Origin of the sequence: Aquincola agrisoli, from assembly GCF_036621135.1 — a bacterium.
GTDB classification, from domain to species: Bacteria; Pseudomonadota; Gammaproteobacteria; order Burkholderiales; family Burkholderiaceae_C; genus Aquincola; species Aquincola agrisoli.
This window is the reverse complement of record NZ_JAZIBG010000019.1, coordinates 284,313-302,211: the sequence shown is the minus strand read 5'-3', so window position 1 is coordinate 302,211 and position 17,899 is coordinate 284,313. Positions and strand designations below refer to the sequence as shown.

Genomic DNA, 17,899 nt, shown 5'->3' with positions numbered 1-17,899 from the left:
CCTTGCATGCCCTGCGGCGCAGGCGGTGCCGTCATTCATCGAGCATGCGCGGCTTGAAGCGGCGTTCGTCGTTGAACAGGAACACCTCGTTGAACACCCAGGGCCGCGGCAGGTGGCGCACGTCGCCGAAGGGCGCGGCGCGGCGCACCGCGGCGATCGCCAGGTCGACCGTGTCGAGCGCCTGGCCCGGCTTGCGCGACACCTTGATGTGGCGCACGCTGCCGTCGGCGTTCAGCTCGATCTCGAGCACGGGGATGGCCAGCAGCGGCTGCTGCACCTCGCCGAGGTAGGTGCGCTCCGGATTCGCCTCGACGAGGCGCCGCGCCGCCTGCAGCTTGTATTCCTGCCAGCTGCGCGCAGGCACGGCCGCCGACGGCGCGGCCGGTGCCGGCGGGCGCGCACCGGGTGCGGACGGCCGCGGTTCGGGCCGCGGCCCCTGCGACCCGCAGGCCGCCATCAGTAGGGCCACAGCCACGGCGGCCAGCCGGCGCACCGGGCGCCATTCAATGCAATGCACGGTAGATGTCCTCCGCCAGTTGTTTGGATATGCCTTCGACCGCCGTCAGTTCGTCGACGCTCGCGTTGGCCACGCCCCGCGCACCCCCGAAGCGCTGCAGCAGGCGCGCGCGCTTCTTGGGGCCCACGCCCGGGATCTCCTCGAGCTTGCTGCCGCCGGTGCGCACGCTCGCGCGCTTGGCACGCATGCCGGTGATCGCGAAGCGGTGCGCCTCGTCGCGGATCTGCGCCACCAGCATCAGCGCGGCCGAGTCATGGCCGAGGTACACCTTCGGCCGGCCATCGGCGAACACCAGTTCCTCCAGCCCGACCTTGCGGCCCTCGCCTTTCTCGACGCCCACGATCAGCCCCACGTCGAGCCCGAGCGACGCGAAGACCTCGCGCGCCATCGACACCTGGCCGCGGCCACCGTCGACGAGCACGAGGTCGGGCATGCGCACGCGGGCGCCCGGGTCGCCGGGCGCGATGCCTTCCTGCGCCTGTGCCGCCAGCGCCTCGGCGATCTTGCCGTAGCGCCGCGACAGCACCTGCCGCATGGCGGCGTAGTCGTCGCCGCCGGTGATGCCGGTGATGTTGTAGCGGCGGTACTGCGCGCTCTGCATCTGGTGGTTCTCGAACACGACGCAGCTCGCCTGCGTCGATTCGCCGGCGGTGTGGCTGATGTCGAAGCACTCGATGCGCAGCGCCTCCAGCGGATCGACCTCCAGGCCCAGTGCATCGGCCAGGGCCCGCGTGCGCTCGCGCTGCGACCCCTCCTCCGCCAGCAGGCGCGCCAGCGCGATCTGCGCGCCCTTGTCGGCCATCTCCAGCCAGATGCGCCGCTGCTCGCGCGGCTGGTGCTGCGCGCTCACGCGGGTGCCGCCCTGCGCCGAGAGCATCTCCAGCAGCGCCTTGTCGACCGCATGGCTCAGCAGCAGCAGCGGCGGCACGGCATTGCCGAGGTAGTGCTGCGCGATGAAGGCCTCCAGCACCTGGACCTCCACCGGCGCCGCGGCCGGCCGCGCGGCGGCCTCGTCGTCGATCTCACCGGCCGCGGCGTCGCCGGCCACCGCGGTGGCGTCCTCCACGTGCGCCGGGAAGTAGGCGCGATCGCCCAGGTGGCGGCTGCCGCGCACCATCGCGAGGTTCACGCAGGCCCGCCCGCCCTGCACGCGCACGGCGAGGATGTCGACGTCCTTGTCCGACATGGACAGGCTGTTCGTCTCGACCGACTGCTGGTGCAGCACACGCGACAGCGCGCTGATCTGGTTGCGCAGCGCCGCCGCCTTCTCGAACTCCAGCGCCTCGGCGTGGGCCATCATGCGCTGCTGCAGGTCGTCGAGCACCTCCTGCGTCTCGCCGAGCAGGAAGCGCTCGGCATGGCTCACATCGCGCGCGTAGTCGTCGGCGCCGATGAAGCCGACGCACGGCGCGGTGCAGCGGTGGATCTGGTACAGCAGGCAGGGCCGGCTGCGGTTCGCGAACACCGTGTCCTCGCAGGTGCGCAGTCGGAACACCTTCTGGATCAGCAGGATCGATTCCTTCACCGCCCACGCGCCCGGGTACGGGCCGAAGTAGCGGTGCCGGCGGTCGACCGCGCCGCGGTAATAGGCCACGCGCGGGAAGCGCGTCGAGGCCGAATCGGCCTCGCTGCCCGACGCCCGCGCGCCGGTGATCTTCAGGTAGGGGTAGCTCTTGTCGTCCCGGAACAGGATGTTGAACTTCGGGTTCAACGTCTTGATCAGGTTGTTCTCGAGCAGCAGCGCCTCGGCCTCGGTGCGGACCACCGTCGTCTCCAGCCGCGCGATGCGGCCGACCATGTGGCCGATGCGCGTGCCGCCGTGGTCCTTCTGGAAGTAGCTCGCGACCCGCTTCTTCAGGCTGCGCGCCTTGCCGACGTACAGCACGTTGCCGCCGGCATCGAAGTAGCGGTAGACGCCCGGCAGCGGCGGCAGCGCGGCCACCTCGGCCAGCAGGCGCTCGCGCTGCGCGGCGGCTTGGGCGGATGCATCGGGGCCGGCGTCGCCGGGCGTCGGGGCCGCGGGCTCGGCGGGAACAGGGGGCTGCGCGTTCATCGGACCGCGGATTGTGCCGCTTCGATAATCCCGCGATGCCCAGCCCCCAGCCACCGCCCCGCCCGCCGGCGCAGCCGCCTGCGGGCGGCTTGCGCTGGGATCTCTTCTGCCGCGTGATCGACAACTATGGCGACGTGGGCGTGAGCTGGCGGCTCGCGGCCGGCCTCGCCGCCCGCGGCCATGCGGTGCGGCTGTGGCTCGACGACGGCGCGCCGCTCGCCTGGATGGCCCCGCACGGCGCACCCGGCGTGCAGGTGCTGCCGTGGGGCGACCCGCCCGCCGGCATGGACCCGGGCGACGTCGTGGTCGAGACCTTCGGGTGCGATCCGCCGCCGGCCTTCGTCGACCGCATGGCCGCGGCGGCGGTGGCGCCGGTGTGGATCAATCTCGAGTACCTGAGTGCCGAAGGCTACGTCGAGCGCAGCCACGGCCTGCCCTCGCCGCAGCGCAACGGGCTGACGAAGTGGTTCTTCTACCCAGGCTTCACGGTGCGCACCGGCGGCCTGCTGCGCGAGCCCGGCCTGATGGCCGAGCGTGAAGCCTTCGACCGCGACGCCTGGCTGGCCGGCTTCGGCCTGCGGCGCCGGCCGGGGGAGCGGGTCGCCAGCCTCTTCGCCTACCCGGGCGCGCCGTTCGGTGCGCTGATGGAGCGGCTCGACGAAGCGCCGACGCTGATGCTGGTATGCGCCGGCGCATCGCAGGCGCCGGCCTTGTCGGCGTTCGAGGCCCTCGCGCGGCGGCCTTCGGCGGGCCGGCTGCGCGTGCACGCCATGCCCTGGCTCCCGCAGGCCGGGTTCGACCGCCTGCTGTGGTCCTGCGACCTGAACTTCGTCCGTGGTGAGGATTCGATCGTGCGGGCGATGTGGGCGGGCGCACCCTTCGCGTGGCACATCTATCCGCAGCACGACGACGCGCACGTGGCCAAGCTCGATGCCCTGCTCGGGCTGTGGCAGCAGGACGCCGGCCCCGCGTTGGCAGCCGGCGTGCGGGCGCTGTGGCATGCCTGGAACGGCATCGCGCCGACGGCCGGCGCGCTCGCGGCCGGCACGCCCTGGCCCGACGCCCGGGCCTGGCGCACGGCCTGCGAGGCGTGGCGCGGCCGGCTGCTCGCGCAGCCCGACCTCGTCACGCAGCTGCTGGCGTTTCAGTCGGCCAGGCGGTCGATCAGCGACGACCAGGCCGACGCGGACCCCAGCTGCGCGTAGATCGCGGGCAGCCAGCCCTTGGCGCGCCACTCCAGGAAGGTCTCGTCCGGCAGTTGGGCGAAGCGCGCTTCGTCGATCACCCGGAAGCCCGACAGGCTCAGGCGCTCGCCGTCGCGCAGCGCCACGTCGGCGCGGTGCTCGACGAGCAGGTCGGCCGCCAGCAGCGCACGCCCCAGCTCGGCCGTCGCGTGATGGTGCATCTGGTAGTCGCGGCAGAAGTCGAGCGCGCTGCGCGTCGCCGCGGTGGGCTGGCCCGCCTCGTCGAAGAAGGGGTTGCCGCGGCCGGGCACCACCGTGGCGGCCTCCTCGTCGACGCACAGCGTGAAGCGCGGCCCGCCCGCCCCCTCGCCCTCGACGAAGATGAACGGATGGCGTCGCACGTAGGCCGGCATGTAGCTGCCGGCACGCCAGCGGCCGTCCGCCTCGACGAACGCGTTGTGGCCGGCACGCAGGCCCAGCACCGCCATCGGATGCGGCACCGCCTCGCGGCTGAAGACGATGGGGAAATGCCTCGCCGCGGTGGGAAGCTCCGAGGCCAGCAGCGGCACCGCGTTGGCGGACGCCGCAAAGCGGTAGTCGCCCGCCGGCGCCAGCGACAGGCCGGCATGCAGCGCCGGCCGCAGCACGCGGGGGCGCCGGTAGAAGAGGGGCATCCCGCCGACCGGGGCCGGCGCGGCCTGCGCCGCCGTCTCCGGCGAGGCCAGGGTGGGGCTCGTCATGCGCGGCGCCTCATCGCGCACCCGCCGGCGCGGCGGGCGGTGGCGAGGCTTCTGCCGTGGCGGCCGGTTCTCTTGAAGACTGGGATTCATCGTGGCTCAGGAGGTTGGAGGCGCCCGCGATGCTGAGCACCTGCGGCGCACGGAAGACGGCCAGCACATCGGGCGTCAGCGCCGCGCGCTCCGTCACGCCGCGGAACAAGGCGGCGGCATCGGGGGTGCTGGGCACGACGGCGTTCGGCACGATCACGGTGGCCAGGCGCGTCACGGTGTCCAGCGGACCCCAGGGCGTGCCGTTCATGTACCAGGGCGAACCGACCAGCAGGCTGTCGATCATCGAGGCGGCAAAGGCCCCGCCGCGGCCGTTGATGGTGCCGTGGAGCTGCGCCGAAGCCGCGGTGGGCACGGCCAGGCTCGCCACGTTGAGCACGTGGCCGGCGTCGCCGCCGGCCGAGCCGATGCGGATCACGCCGGTGCCGGCCGCCATCGTCAGCGCCGTCTGCGCGCCCGCCAGGCCGGCCATCGTGATGTCGCCATCGGTGCTGATCGTCGCGAGGCCGGCCGGCAGCGTGGCGGGCGCGTCGAGGCGGATCGCGCCCCGGGCCACCTGGATGCTGGCCGGCAACTCGACGCGCGAGCCGCCCTGCTGCACCAGGCCCGTGGCCGCCTGCACGGGGCCGCCGAAGTGCACCACGCCCGAGGCTGCGTCGGTGCTGGTGACCGAGACCGCGCCCAGCATGGCCGTGACCGCGCCCTCGAAGCGCAGGCTGCGCGCCTCGGCCTGCAGGCCGCCCTGGCCCTGCAGCGTGACGGGGCCGCGGAAGGTGGCCGTGTCGCCGGACACCAGCGCGAGGCTGTCGGCCCGGAAGGCCGCGCCGAAGTCCACCGCGCCGCCCGCGCTCAGCGTCAGCGCGCCCGCCGCCTCGACGTCGCCGCCGAAGTGCTGGCCGCCGCTGGTGCGGATGCTGTCGGTGCGCAGCGCGCTGCTGCCGGTGATGGACAAGGCGCCGAGGTCGAGCGTGCCGCCGATGTCGGCCGCGCCGTCGATCGCGAGGCTCGCCGTGCCCTGCGCGCCCTGGGCCAGCAGCACGCTGCTGCCGGTCAGCACCACGTCGGCACCGATCGCCGCACGTTCGCCGAAGCGCTGCGCGCCGGTGGTCGTGATGCGGCCGCCGTCGAGCGCCAGCGTGCCCGCCGCATCGGTGGTGACCGAGGCCACGTTCACCGCTCCGCCAAAGCGGGTCGCGCCGTCGCTGTTCACGACGAGCGCCTGCGCCCCGCCGATGGTGCCGCGGAAGTCCACCCGGCCTGCCGAGACGGTCGTGTCGGTGACCAGCGTCGTGCCGCCGTCGATCGTCAGCGCGCCTGCGGCGACCGTGCCGCCCAGGCGGGTGGCGCCAGTGGTTTGCAGCGCGCGACGGCCGCCGTCGACACCGGCCTCCAGGCCCACGCTGGCGCCGGCCAGCACGGTGTCGGCGTCCAGCACCACGCGTTCGCCGTAGGCCTGCGCCCCGGTGGTCGTGATGCGGCCGCCCGCCAGGTGCAGCGTGCCGGGTGCATCGGTGGTGATCGCGCCGAGCGTGAGCGTGCCGTCCAGGCGCGTGTCGCCGGCGGTGTTGATGGCCAGGGCGTGCGCGCCGCTGGCGCCGGCCTCGATGCGCACGTCGCCGCCCGCCTCGAGCACCGTGTCGGCGCCCAGCACCACGGCCCCGCCGTAGGTCTGCGCACCCGTGGTGCGGACGCTGCCGCCGTTCAGCGCCAGCGTGCCGCCGCCGGCCTGCAGCGCCGCGATGTCGACGCTGCCGTCCAGCCGCGCGCCGCCGCTGCTGCGCAGGTCGAGCGCCTGCGCGCCCGACACGTTGCCGGCCAGGCGCAACGCGCCGTTGCCGGCGTCGATGCGCACGTCCTTCGCCAGCGTCGCCGTGCCGTCGACGGTGAACGCACCGCCGCCGGTCGTGTACTGGCCGGCCAGCACGGTCGCGCCGGTGTAGTACTGCGCGCCGCTGGTGCCGACGTCGGCCAGCGTGATCTGCCGGCCTTCGATGGTCAGCCCCGCGAGCTGGCCGGCCGCGCCGGCCAGCGCCACGTCGCCGCTGCCTGCCCGCAGCGTGGCCGCATGGCCGCCGCCGTCCAGCGTGCCGTTGACCTGCACGCCGCCGCTGCCGCTGCGGGTGTCGAGGAGGCGGTCCGCGCCCGCCAGGATCAGGTCGCCGTCAACCACGATGGCCGTGCCGGCGAGGTTGCCGGTCAGCGTCGTGGTGCCGGTGAAGCGCTGCGCACCGCCGGTGGTCACGTCGCCCACGGCGATCTGCGTGCCGGTCACGGCCAGGTCGCCGCTGGTGGCCAGCGCGTGCTGCAGCGTGACCCCGCCGCGCTGCGACGCGAGCGTGACGCTGCCGCCGTGCCCGGCCGAGATCGCCGCCGCACCCGTCAGGTCGCCCGCGGCTTCGGCGGTGATCGAGCCGTTGTGTGTCGCGATGCGGTCCAGCGTCAAGGCGCCGGCGCTCGCCAGGTGGATGTCGCCGGCCCCGGTGACCTGCGCCGCGACGCGGCCGGCCGTCACCTGGAACGCCGACGCGGCGCTGCCGATCGCGGTGGCGCTGGTGAGGTCCAGCGCCGCCGCGTTCAGCGTGCCGCCGTCCGCCGTCAGCAGCGAGCCCGCCGCCTGCAGCACGATGCGGCCGGTGGCGCCGGCGTCGATGGCGCCGGCCGTGAGGTCGCCGCCCGCGGCGGCGAGCGTCACCGTGCGGTTCGTGCCGCCGGCCGTGACGCTGGTGGCGGTGAGGCCGGCGCTGCTGCCTGCCTCGATGTCGCCGTTCGCGGTGGCCAGCGTCGCCGATGCCAGCGTGCCGGTGTTGTCCACCATCAGCGCGCCCGCGCCGGTGAGCGCGGCGTCGAGCGACGTGGTGGTGGTGTCCAGCCGCAGGTCGCCGCCCGCCGCGCCGCTGCGCAGCGTGATGGCGCCGGCCTGCAGCGTGAGTGCACGCGGGGTTGCACCGGCGGCCACCACGTCGCCGCCGCTGAGCGACAGCGTCTGCGTGGCCGAGAGCCCGCCCGCGGGCACCGTCAGCGTGCCGGCCGCGGCGAGCGACAGGTGCTCGAGCACCGGCGCGATGCCGGCGCTGGCGTCCAGCGCGCCCGCGGTCGACAGTGACAGGCTGCTGCCCGCGCCGACGTCGACGGTGTTCGAGCCCAGCACCAGCGTGCCGGTGCCGACGTTGTCGATCGCGACGAGGCTGCCGGCGGCCGTGGCGGCCAGCCGGTCGAACGCGGCCACGTCGGTGCGCAGCGCCTGCACGCTGCCGTTCACCTCGGCGCCGATGCCGGTGGTCGACACGAGCGATGCGCTCGCGCCGCGCACCAGTGCGCTGTTGCTGGCCGCGGTGATCGCGCCCTGCGCCGACAGCGAGACGCCGCCCAGCGCCTTCGCGTCGACCTGGCCCACCACCAGCGCGCCGCCGCTGGTGATGCCGATGTCGTTGTCGGCATGGCTGGTGGTCGACACCGCCGACGTGACGGTGGTGTCGCCCGCCGTGTGCACGTCGATCGCGCCGTTGGCCGTCTTCAGGCTGGCCAGCGTGACCGGTCCGGCGAGGTCGTTCGCCAGCACCAGCGCGCCGGCGCCCGTCACTTCCGCGGTGATGGCTGCGGCGCGGGTCTGCAGCGCGGCGCCGGCCGCGCCGATGCCCTGGCCCGCGGTGAGGCGCAGGTCGCCACCATTCACCCGGGTGCGCACATCGCCGTCGTCGAGCAGCTGGCCGCCGGCGTTCAGCGTCACGCGGCCGCCCTGGGCGTCGATCTGGCCGGCGATGATGTCGCTGCCCGCGCCGGTGGTCGCCACCTGGATGTTGCCGCCGCTGGTCGAGAGGCTGCCCAGCAGCAGGTCGCCGCTGCCGGCGATGTCGATGGTGCCGGTGGTGGAGTAGGCGCGGGTGAGCGCGGTGCCGTCCACCGTCTGCAGGTAGATGCTGCCGGCCGAGCCGACCGACAGGCGCTGCGCCTCGGCGCCCATGCGGTTGCCGGACGTACCGACGCCGGTGGCGCCGTACAGGTCCACCGCGAAGGCGGTGAGCTGGTGGCTGCCTGCCTCCCAGTTGATGCTGCCCCCGGTGGAAGTGAGCGACACGCGGCCCGCGGTGGTGCCGGCCGTGACCTCGCCCACCGTGAGGTTGCCGCCGGCCACCACGGTGATCTCGCGGCCCAGGGCGTCCGCATCGGAGTGCGCGCCCAGCAGGCTCAGGGCGCCGGCCGTGCGCACGTTGATCGCGCCGTCGTGCGTCGAGACGTCGAGCCCGCCGGTGAAGTCGCCGGTGCCGACCACGTGCACGTCGCCGGTGCCGGTGACGCTGGCCGTCACGGCCTGGGCGCCCGCGGCCTTGGAGCGCGTGCCGAACAGGATCGGCGCCAGCTCGGTACCGATGCCCTGCCCGGCCGTCAGCGTGACCGCGCCGTTGCCGGTGATCACGCCGCCGCTGCCGCCGGCCAGGATGCGGCCGTTGGTGGCGGTGAGCGTCAGCGCCGAGTTGCTGCCGTAACTCAGCGAGCCGAGCGTGATGTCGCCGCTGCTCGCGGTGAACGAAAGCGCGCCGGTGGTCGAGAGGTTGCTCAGTTCGGCGCTGCCGGCCTGCTTCAGGTAGAGGCCGCCGCTGCCGGTGCTGGCGGTGACGTGCGCCGTCGCCAGGCCGAGCGCGGTGCCGGCCGAGCCGATCGCGCCCGCGCTGCCGCTGGTGGCGAGCGTCACGCTGTCGGCCGTGATCAGCGAGCTGCCGCTGGTCGCGGCGATGCTGCGCGAGCCGCTGCCGCCGCTGGCGGTGAGCGCCACGGTGCCGCTGCTGCCCACGTTGACGTTGCCGACGGCGACGTCGCCGTTGGTGACGTAGCTGAACTTGAGGCCGGTGCTGTCGACCAGGTTCGTCAGCGTCGTGGTGCCGTTGTCGGTGGCCGACATCGTCAGGTTCGATGCATTGACCGACAACGTGCCGTTGCTGGTGTAGGTCGCGTACTGGCCGCGTGCGATCGACAGCGAATCCAGGTCGGCCAGGCCGGTGATGTAGAGGTCGTTGCGCGACTGCAGCGTGAGGTCGCTCGTGTTCACCCGCACCCGCGTGCCGCTGGTGCCGATGCTGCCGCCGGCCGCGCTGGTGTAGGCGGTGAGCAGGCTCACGCTGCTGCCGGTGATCAGGTTGCCGACGCTGTTGCCGTAGATGCCGGCGGCGGACGAGAGCGTCACCTTGCCTGCGGTCGTGATGGTGCCGAAGGTCAGGTTCGACTGGCTGCCCGAGCTGAGCTTCACGTCGCCGGCCGCGGTCACGGAGGCGGCGTTGAGGGCGTAGCCGGCCGAGATGTCGATGCTGCCGCGCGCGCCGTTGGCGGCGGCGGCCGAGGCCGTCAGCGTCACCGTGCCGCTGCTCTGCGGATAGATCTGCAGCGTGCTGTCGCTGCCGATGGAGCCCTGGGCCGAGAGGGTGACCGAGGTCGCGTTGCTGATGCTGCCGCTGAGCAGCGAACCGCCCTGGTTGTCGAACGAGAACGCCTGGCCCTTGGCATCGACGCTGCCCATCGCGATGTCGCCGCCGAGGTTGCTGACCGCGATGCCGCCGGTCGCGGAGAGCGACGAGATGGCCGCGGTGTCGCGCAGCGCCAGGCCCAGCGCGCCACCCTGGGCGCTGGCCGTCACGCGGCCCGCCTGCGCGTCGATCGCCAGGCCGCCGCTGCCGATGCCGCCCGATTGCGTGGACAGGCTCAGCGTGGCCGCGTCGATGCGCGTGGCGCCGTCGCCGTCGTCGACGATCGAGCCGCTGCGGGCATGCAGCGACACCTGGCCCGCGATGCCGGTGTCGATGTCGCCGAGGACCAGGCCACGCGACGAGGTCACGTTCAGCGCCAGGCCGTTGTGCTGGCCCTCCGCCAGGCTCAGCGTGGTGGTGCTGCCGTTGTCGACGCCGCTGAAGGCCAGGCCGCCGGCCGCGGCGATGCCGATGGTGCGGGCGCTGCTGCCGGTGGTCTCGAGCGAGATGGATTCGAGCAGCACGTCCGACACCAGGTCGGCGCTGCCGGCCAGCGTCAGCGTGAGCTGGGGCGCGGTGATGACGGTGTCATTGCCCAGGTTGGCGGCGCCGCCGGTCGTGTGCATGGTCACCGCCGCGGCGGTGATGCGGCCGGGGTGGCCCACGTCGGTGCTGCCGGCCATGCCGTTGGCGCCGCGCAGCGTCACGGTGCCCGCGGCGGTGGTGTCGATCACGCGGATCTCCTGCGCGTGCTGCGTGTCGAGCGTGAAGTTCAGGCCCGTGCCGTCGGCGACCTGGTTCACCGTGGTGGTGGTGCCGTTGTCGACCACGTCGAACACCAGGCCGGTCGCGCCGACCTGGTAGGTGCCGGCGCCGGCCGTCTGCGTGCTGGTGAGCGAGAGGGCGGACAGGTCGAGCGTGTTGTCCACGTAGGCATTGGCGCCGGTGGTCAGCGCCAGGCTGGCGGCCTCGGTCAGCATGTGCATGGCGTTCGTGCCGATGCTGCCGGTGGCCAGCAGGTTCACCTTGCCGGCGCGCAGCAGCGCATCGCCGGCGGCGCCGCGCGTGATGTCCAGGCCCGCGCTGCCGGCGGCCGACACGGTGAGGTTGCGGCCCGGCTGCACGTCGAGTGCGCCCAGCTCGATGGCGCGGTTGCCGGTGAAGCTGAAGTCCAGGCCGCTGGCGTCGACCACGCGGTCCAGCCGGTAGGCGGTGCCGGTGTCGGTGACCGACCAGTCGAGCCCGGCCGCGGTGATGGCCAGCGTGGTGGGCGTGGCGTTGGGCGCGCGTGCATCCACCGTCAGCGAGAAGAGGTCGACGCTGTTGTCGGCGCGGATGCTGCCGCCGGCCGACAGCGTCAGCTGCCGCGACTGCGTGAGCAGCTCGGCGCCCGGCGCACCGAGCGAGCCGTTGGAAGAGCGCAGCGAGAGCGACGGCGCCACGAAGCGCCCGCCCGCCTGCGTGATGTTGCCGGCGGCCGTGATGTCTGCCGACGAACCCACGGCGTTGCTGCCCAGCGCCAGCGCGCCGGTGTTCGACAGCTTCAGGCTCTGCGTGAGCTGCGTGTTGAGCTTGTTGACGGTGGTGCCCAAGGCCACCGTGCCGTCGGAGCCGTAGACGCTGCCCCCGGCGAGCGTGAGCTCGTCCGCGATGATCGACGTGCCGCCGTTGCTGCGGATGGTGTGGCTCTCCAGCTTGACGCTGCCCGGGCCCATGTTGACGCTGGCCGCGGTGATCGTGCGGTCGGCCTTCAGCGAGAACGCCAGGCCCGACTGCGACACGCTGTTGAGCGACAGGCCGCTCGTGCCGGTGCTGTCGGTCACCGAGAAGGTGAAGCCGCCGTTCGAGCTCAGCGAATACGAGTTGGTGTTGGTGCCGGAGATGTTGTGCGTGAGGTCCAGGCCCAGCGACGACAGCGTGCTCGAGTTGCTGATGCTGACGTTGCCGCCCGTCGCGACCGTGAGCGACTGCGTGGCGGTCGACAGGGTCGCACTATTGCCCACGTGGGCGTTGTAGCCCTTCGCCGACAAGGACACGGAACCCGCGGTGATGCTGCCGCTGAGGCGGTTGATCGATGCGGCCTGGTAGCTGCTGCCGCCCAGGTAGGCGCCGGAGCCCTGCGTCTCGAGCGCCACCGAGCCTGCGGCACCGACGTTGATGGTCGACGTCGCCAGCGCACGGTCGGTGGTCAACCGGAAATCGGCGCCGTTGGAGATGAACCCGAGCGACTGCGTCGAACCGTCCGTCAGCGAGAAGCTGCCGCCGCCCAGGCCGGTGAGGCTGTAGGTCGAGGGGGCGGCGTCGGCGGCCTTGTGCGACAACGCCAGCGTCAGGCTGTCGAGCGCCTGGCCGCCGTTGTCCACGCGCACGTCGCCCTTGGCCTCGATCGCGAGCTGGCTGGCGGTGGTGCGCAGCGCCGTGCCGCTGGCGCCGATCTGGCCCGCCGTGGCGCTGCTGTCCGTGCCGCTGGCCGTCAGCGTCACGCTGCCGGCAGTGATGCGGCCGCTGCCGCCGTCGCTGCGCAGGCTGCCCTGCGCGCCGCTGCCCGCCACCGACAGCGTCACATCGCCGCTCGCCGCCACGGCGCCCACGACGAGGTTGCGGCTCGCGGTGCCGCTGTAGCCGAACGACTGCAGCGTGTTGGCGCCGCCCACCGACAACGTCACGTCGGTGCCGTCGTCGGCCAGGGCCACCGTCTGGCCTGCCGCGGTGATGCCGAACTGGCCGGCGGTGCCGCTGGTGTTGGTGTTGTGGATGGCCAGCGCCTGCAGCGCGGTGGCGCTGTCGGCGTGGATGTCGCGGCCGGCGCTGAGCGACAGGGAGGCCGCGCCGTCCACGCGGACCGCGTCCGTCGCGGTGCCGATCGACTGGCTGCTGCCGGCCGCGAGGCTCACGCTGGTGGCCCGGATGTTGGCCGCGCCGCCCGCATCGGCGGTGAGGCTGCCGCCGGTGCTGGTGAGCGACACGCTGCCGCCGGCGTTGTCGACGTGGCCGATGCCGATGCCGCGCACGCCGCTGTAGCTGAAGGCCAGCGGCGAGGTGGCGGTGAGCGCGTCCAGCCGGTAGCCGGCGCTGCTCTCCGTCATCGAGAAGGCCGCGAGGTTGGCGCCGGTGACGAGCGTGCCGAAGTCGTTGCCGGCCACGCTGGTGCGGTCGATGGCCAGGCGGGTGAAGGCGAGCGCGTTCGCCAGCCCGATCTGCCCGCGGGCGGTGACGGCCACGTCGGGCGCGTTGATCGCCAGCGGCGCATCGAGGCTGCCGACCGCACCCGTCGCGCTGCTGAGCACCAGCTTCTGGCCGGTGAGCGTGGCGCCGCCGGGGGTGATGCCGACGATCGAGCCCGAGGACACGCCGCTGCTGAGCGTGAGCGTGCCGCTGCCGGCGTTGAGCGTGCCCACCGCGAGCTGGCCGCTGCTGGCGATCGTGATGTCGCCGCCGGCCGTGTGCACGTCGGCCACGCGGGTGCTGCCGTTGGTGTTGAAGCGCACGCTGCCGTTCGACGAGGCGGCCGTCACCTCGCTGCCGGTCACGGTCAGCGTGGCGCCGGCGGTGCCGATGTCGCCCGTGGCGTTCAGCGCCACCGTGCCGGTGGCGTTGACCGCGCCGCTCATGCTGACGGGCATGGCGCCGTCGCGCACGGTGAGCGCCACGTTGCCGCCGGCGTTGAGGTTGCCCACGCGCAGGTCGCCCCGGTCGGCGGCGATGGTCACGTCGCCGGTGGACGACACCGTGCCGAGCGCCGTCACGTGCGTGGTGTTGCTGCTGCCGTAGGGGCGCTGCAGGTTGATGTCGATGCGGCTGCCGCTGGCGTTGAGCGTGGAGGTCGCCACGTCGAGGTGCGCGCCGCCGCCCGCGCCCAGCGCGCCCACGGCCGCCAGCGTCACGCTGTTGGCCAGCACGGCAGTCGACTTGAGGCCGTCGTCGGTGATGGCGCCGGTGGTGCTCTCGAAGCGCGCGGTGCCCGAAGACGTGAGATCGACCGCGCCCAGCGTGATGTCGCGGTCGCTCTTCAGGTTCAGGTTGAGGCTGGTGACGTCGGTGAAAGAGCCGACGACGAGGCCGCCGGCAGTGTCCGTCAGCACGGCCTTCAGCGAAGGCGCGGTGATCTGCAGGATGGACGTGCTGGCGGCATCGGCATGGCGGCTGTCGATCGTCAGCTGGGCCAGGTCGGTGATGCTGTGCGCGTACAGGTCGCCCTGCGTGGTGGCACTGAGGTTGGACGTCGCCACGCCGAGCGCCGCGCTGGCGGTGCCGAGCTTGCCGGCGGCCGCCGACAGCGTGACGGACGAGCCGGTGATGCGCGTCTGCGACTGGCCGTCGTCGAGGATGTCGCCTGCCCCGGCCTGCAGCGTCACGCTGCCCGCGGCCTTGATCGTGCCGGCGACGATGCCCTGGTCGCCGCTGAAGCGCAGCGTGTTGAGGTTGGCACCGACCAGGCGGCTCAGCGTGTAGCGGCTGCCGTCGTCGGTGATGCTGAAGTCGAGGTACGGCGAACTCAGCGAGATCTGGTTGGACGCGCCCGGCGTGGTGTGGGCGTGCGTGATGTCGAGCGCGGTCAGCATGCGGCTGTTGCCGACGTACACATCACCCACCGCGGCGAGCGTGAGGCTGGTGGCCGCGGTGCCGATCGCCGCCGCCGGCGCGCCGATGGACGCGCCAGCCCGCAGCGTGACGCTGTTGGCCGCCACGCGCGTGCCGGCCTGCCCATCGTCGACGATCGCGCCCTGCGCCGTCAGCGAGGCGGACGACAGGCTGCCCGAGGAGGCGCCCACGCTGCCCACCTGCAGCTGGCCGCCGACCACGTCGACGGCGACCGATTGCGAGGCGCCCGCCAGCAGCGACGTGGCGACGAGGTCACCGTTCTGCGCGATCTGCAGCGCGCCCGCAGCGGTGCTGGCACTGACGGTGCGCACCGCCGTGCGCAGCGCGGTGCCGTTGCCGATGCCGGTCGCGGCACTCAGCGTGAGCTGGTCGGCGACGATGCGGCCCGTGCCCGATGCCCCCTGCACGCTGCCGGCCGTGGAGCTCAGGCTCACGTTGCCCAGCGTGCCGGCGTCCACCTCGCCGGCGCTCAGGTTGTCCTGGGCGCTGAGCGTGATGTCGTTGCCCACACGCGATGTGCCGGTGGCGGCGCGCGTGGCCGCCAGGGCGCCGGCGCTGGCCAGCGTGATGGCGCCGTCGCCGGTACGCACGTCGGCATTGACGCTGCCGCGCGCACTGGCGGCAATGTCGCCCTGCGCCGTCTGCGCGGTCAGGGTGCCGGCGTTGAAGTCGAACGCCGCGCCCGGGCTGCCGATGCCGGTGGCGGCCTGTACGGTCAGCGTGCCGGCGCCGGCATCGGCGCGTGTGGTGGCGTCGCCGTCGTCGAGCACCTGGCCGGCCTGGGAGGTCAGCGCCAGCGCGGCGTTGCCGGTGGCGATCCGGCCGGCCGTGAGGTCGCCCGCGGCCGTCACCGACGACGCGCCGGTGGCGTTGAGCTTGTCGACCACCAGCGCCGACGCGTTCGCGACGGCCACGCCGCCGCTGCCCGCGGTGGCGCTGAGGCGGGCGACATCCGTCTGCAGCGGCGAAGCCCCGCTGCCGATGGCGCCGTTGGTGAGGGTGCTGCCCTGCGCGGTGAGCGCCAGCGTGCCGGCCTTGAGGCTGCCGCCCGCGGCCGCGAGCAGGTCGCCGCCGGTGGAGGTGAGCGACATCGCGCCGCCGCCGACGTCGAGCGCGCCCAGTGCCACCGAACGGTCGGCGCTGAAGCTGAAGTCGAGCGCGCCGGCCTGCTGCACGCGGCCCAGCTGCGTGGCGCCGCCGGTGGTGATCGCGTCGGTGGCCTCGAACGTGAGGCCGGTGGACGAGAGCAGGTAGCTGAACGGCGCGCCGCCCGCGCTGTGCGTGGTGGCCAAGGACAGCGACGTCAGCGTGCCGGCGTTGCCGACCACGATGTTGCCGCCGCTTTCGACGACCAGGCGCGTGGTGGCGCTCTGGAGCGCCCCGCCCGCCGCGCCGACATGGCCGGCCGCGGCACGAAACTCGACCTGCCCGCCGGTGACCAGCGGCGATGAGCCTGCCTGGTTGACCACCGAGCCCACCAGCGACTGCGCCGACACCGTGCCCGCGCCGGCGTTGACCGCGCCGGCCAGCTGCACGTCGCGCGTGGCCAGCAGCGTGACGCCGCCGCCCTGCGTGCTGAGCTTGCCGACATTGGCCAGCGTGCTGTCGATGCCGATGGCTTCCAGGCGGATGCTGCCGCCGGCGGTGCGGATCTCGGTGGCCGCATCGGCGAAGCGGATGCCGTCGCTCTGCGTGGACCGCAGCGTGAACTGGTGGCCCGCGGTGGTCGCCAGGTTGATGAGCTGGCCGGCCATCGCGTCGATGGTGATCTGGCCGGTGGCTTCGAGCGTGAGGTTGGCACTGCCCGACTGGCCTTCGAGCCAGCCGCGCGTCACCGTGTTGTTGTTGCTGACGGTGGTATTGCTGGAGCTGCTGCTGTCGGTGATGCGGATGGTGGCCGGGTCGATCAGGAAATCGCCGGTCTTGCCCTTGTCGGCGCGTGCGTCGACCTGGCCGCTCAAGCCGATGTTCTGGTGGCTGGACACCTCCACGAAGCCGCCGTCGCCGCCGCGCGCGCCGCCGCGCACCGAGATGTCGCCGGCGAAGGTGGTGGATTGGTCGGACCACAGCGTGGCGTGGCCTCCCCGGCCGTCGTCCAGCGCATCGGCGCGGATGGCGGCGCCCGCCTCCATCGTGACGCTGCGGGCCTTGTCGGCATAGCCGCTCGCCACGCCCGCGCTGCCGACGGCCACCTCGCCGCCGCCCGCGGCGCCCGAGGCGTCGAGCTGCGCGCCGGCCGCCAGGTGCACGTCCTGGCCGTTGACGACGATGCGCCCGCCCTGCTCGCCGGCCGCGCGGCCGGCGGCATCGAGCGCGCCGCCGACGGCCACGCCGCCCGCCTCGCCGCCCGACAGCACGATGCGCCCGGCCTGCGTGCCCACGCTCTGCGCGCTGACGATGCCGCTGGTGTTGATGACGTTGTCGACCACGCCCTTGACGGCACGCGCCGTCAGCAGCACCGAGCCGCCGTCGGCCTGGATGCGGCCGCTGTGCTCCAGCAGCGCGCCCTGCACGGCCGAGCCGGCGTCGAAGGACAGCAGGCCGTCGCCGTGGAAGTCGAGCGTGAAGGTCTGCGCGGCGCCCAGCGCCACCTGGCCGAGCCGGGCCTCGATGACGCCCGCGTTGCGCACGCGCGGCGCGACCAGCGCGGCCAGGCCGCTGTCGCGGATGCTGATCGTGCCCTGGTTGACGATGGCCGCGTCGGCCCGGGGTGACGCCTGCGTGAACGCATAGCGGCCGGCCAGGAAGTCCTCGTCGCGCAGGTTGGCGGTGGAGGCCACGAGGCCTCCCACGTCCACGCGCGAGCCCGGTCCGAAGACCACGCCGTTGGGGTTGACCAGCATCACGGTGCCCGGCGCGCTGATCTGGCCGAAGATGGCCGAGGGATCGTTGCCCAGCACGCGGTTGAGCGTGACGCTGCCGCGCCCGGGCTGCAGGAAGTTGACCTTCTGCCCCGCACCGACGCTGAAGCTCTGCCAGTTGATGATGGCCTTGTGCGTCGACTGGTGGATGTCGAGCGTGTCGGGCCCCTTCTGGTTCAACGTGGCCGAGCCGGCCACCACCTGGCCGCCGGTCGGGTTCGCCAGTGCCGTGCCCTGCCCTGCCAGCAGCGCCGCGATGACCGCGACCACGCCGCTGAGCGAGAAGCCCGGCCCGCCCCAGCGGCGGGCGCGCAGCTGGCGGCGGCGTTCGGCGGCACGCAGGCGAAGGGCTTTGCGGGAGGGAGTGGTGGCAAACAGGTTCACGGTCAACGACTTTCTGTGTTCTGGTGGCTCAGGACGGCGCACGGGGCCGCGCGG

General features: G+C 73.6%; 5 protein-coding genes. 1 reads left to right on the top strand and 4 read right to left on the bottom strand.

What is annotated here, in order from left to right; translation table 11 throughout:
* Positions 1-31 precede the first annotated feature (31 nt).
* Complete coding sequence (locus V4F39_RS07595; RefSeq protein ID WP_332288710.1) at positions 32-517, bottom strand: energy transducer TonB; 486 nt, start codon at positions 515-517, stop codon at positions 32-34.
* A complete protein-coding gene (gene uvrC, locus V4F39_RS07590; RefSeq protein ID WP_332288709.1) occupies positions 504-2,570 on the bottom strand; it encodes an excinuclease ABC subunit UvrC in 2,067 nt (688 codons plus the stop codon). The genes V4F39_RS07595 and uvrC overlap by 14 nt, the downstream gene beginning before the upstream one ends.
* A 35-nt stretch (positions 2,571-2,605) precedes the next feature.
* Between uvrC and earP the strand changes: the two genes are divergently transcribed.
* Entirely contained in the window at positions 2,606-3,775 is a 1,170-nt protein-coding gene (gene earP, locus V4F39_RS07585; protein WP_332288708.1) for an elongation factor P maturation arginine rhamnosyltransferase EarP, read from the top strand.
* Here earP and V4F39_RS07580 read toward each other — a convergent pair.
* Both V4F39_RS07580 and V4F39_RS07575 read right to left on the bottom strand, forming a co-directional pair.
* Positions 3,715-4,494: a SapC family protein gene (locus V4F39_RS07580; protein WP_332288707.1), complete on the bottom strand. Its 780-nt coding sequence runs from the start codon at positions 4,492-4,494 to the stop codon at positions 3,715-3,717. The two genes, earP and V4F39_RS07580, sit on opposite strands and share 61 nt — an antisense overlap.
* A gap of 10 nt (positions 4,495-4,504) precedes the next feature.
* The gene (locus tag V4F39_RS07575) at positions 4,505-17,845 is read right to left on the bottom strand and encodes a beta strand repeat-containing protein (RefSeq protein WP_332288706.1); all 13,341 of its coding nucleotides are present in this window, start codon (positions 17,843-17,845) and stop codon (positions 4,505-4,507) included.
* Positions 17,846-17,899 lie beyond the last annotated feature (54 nt).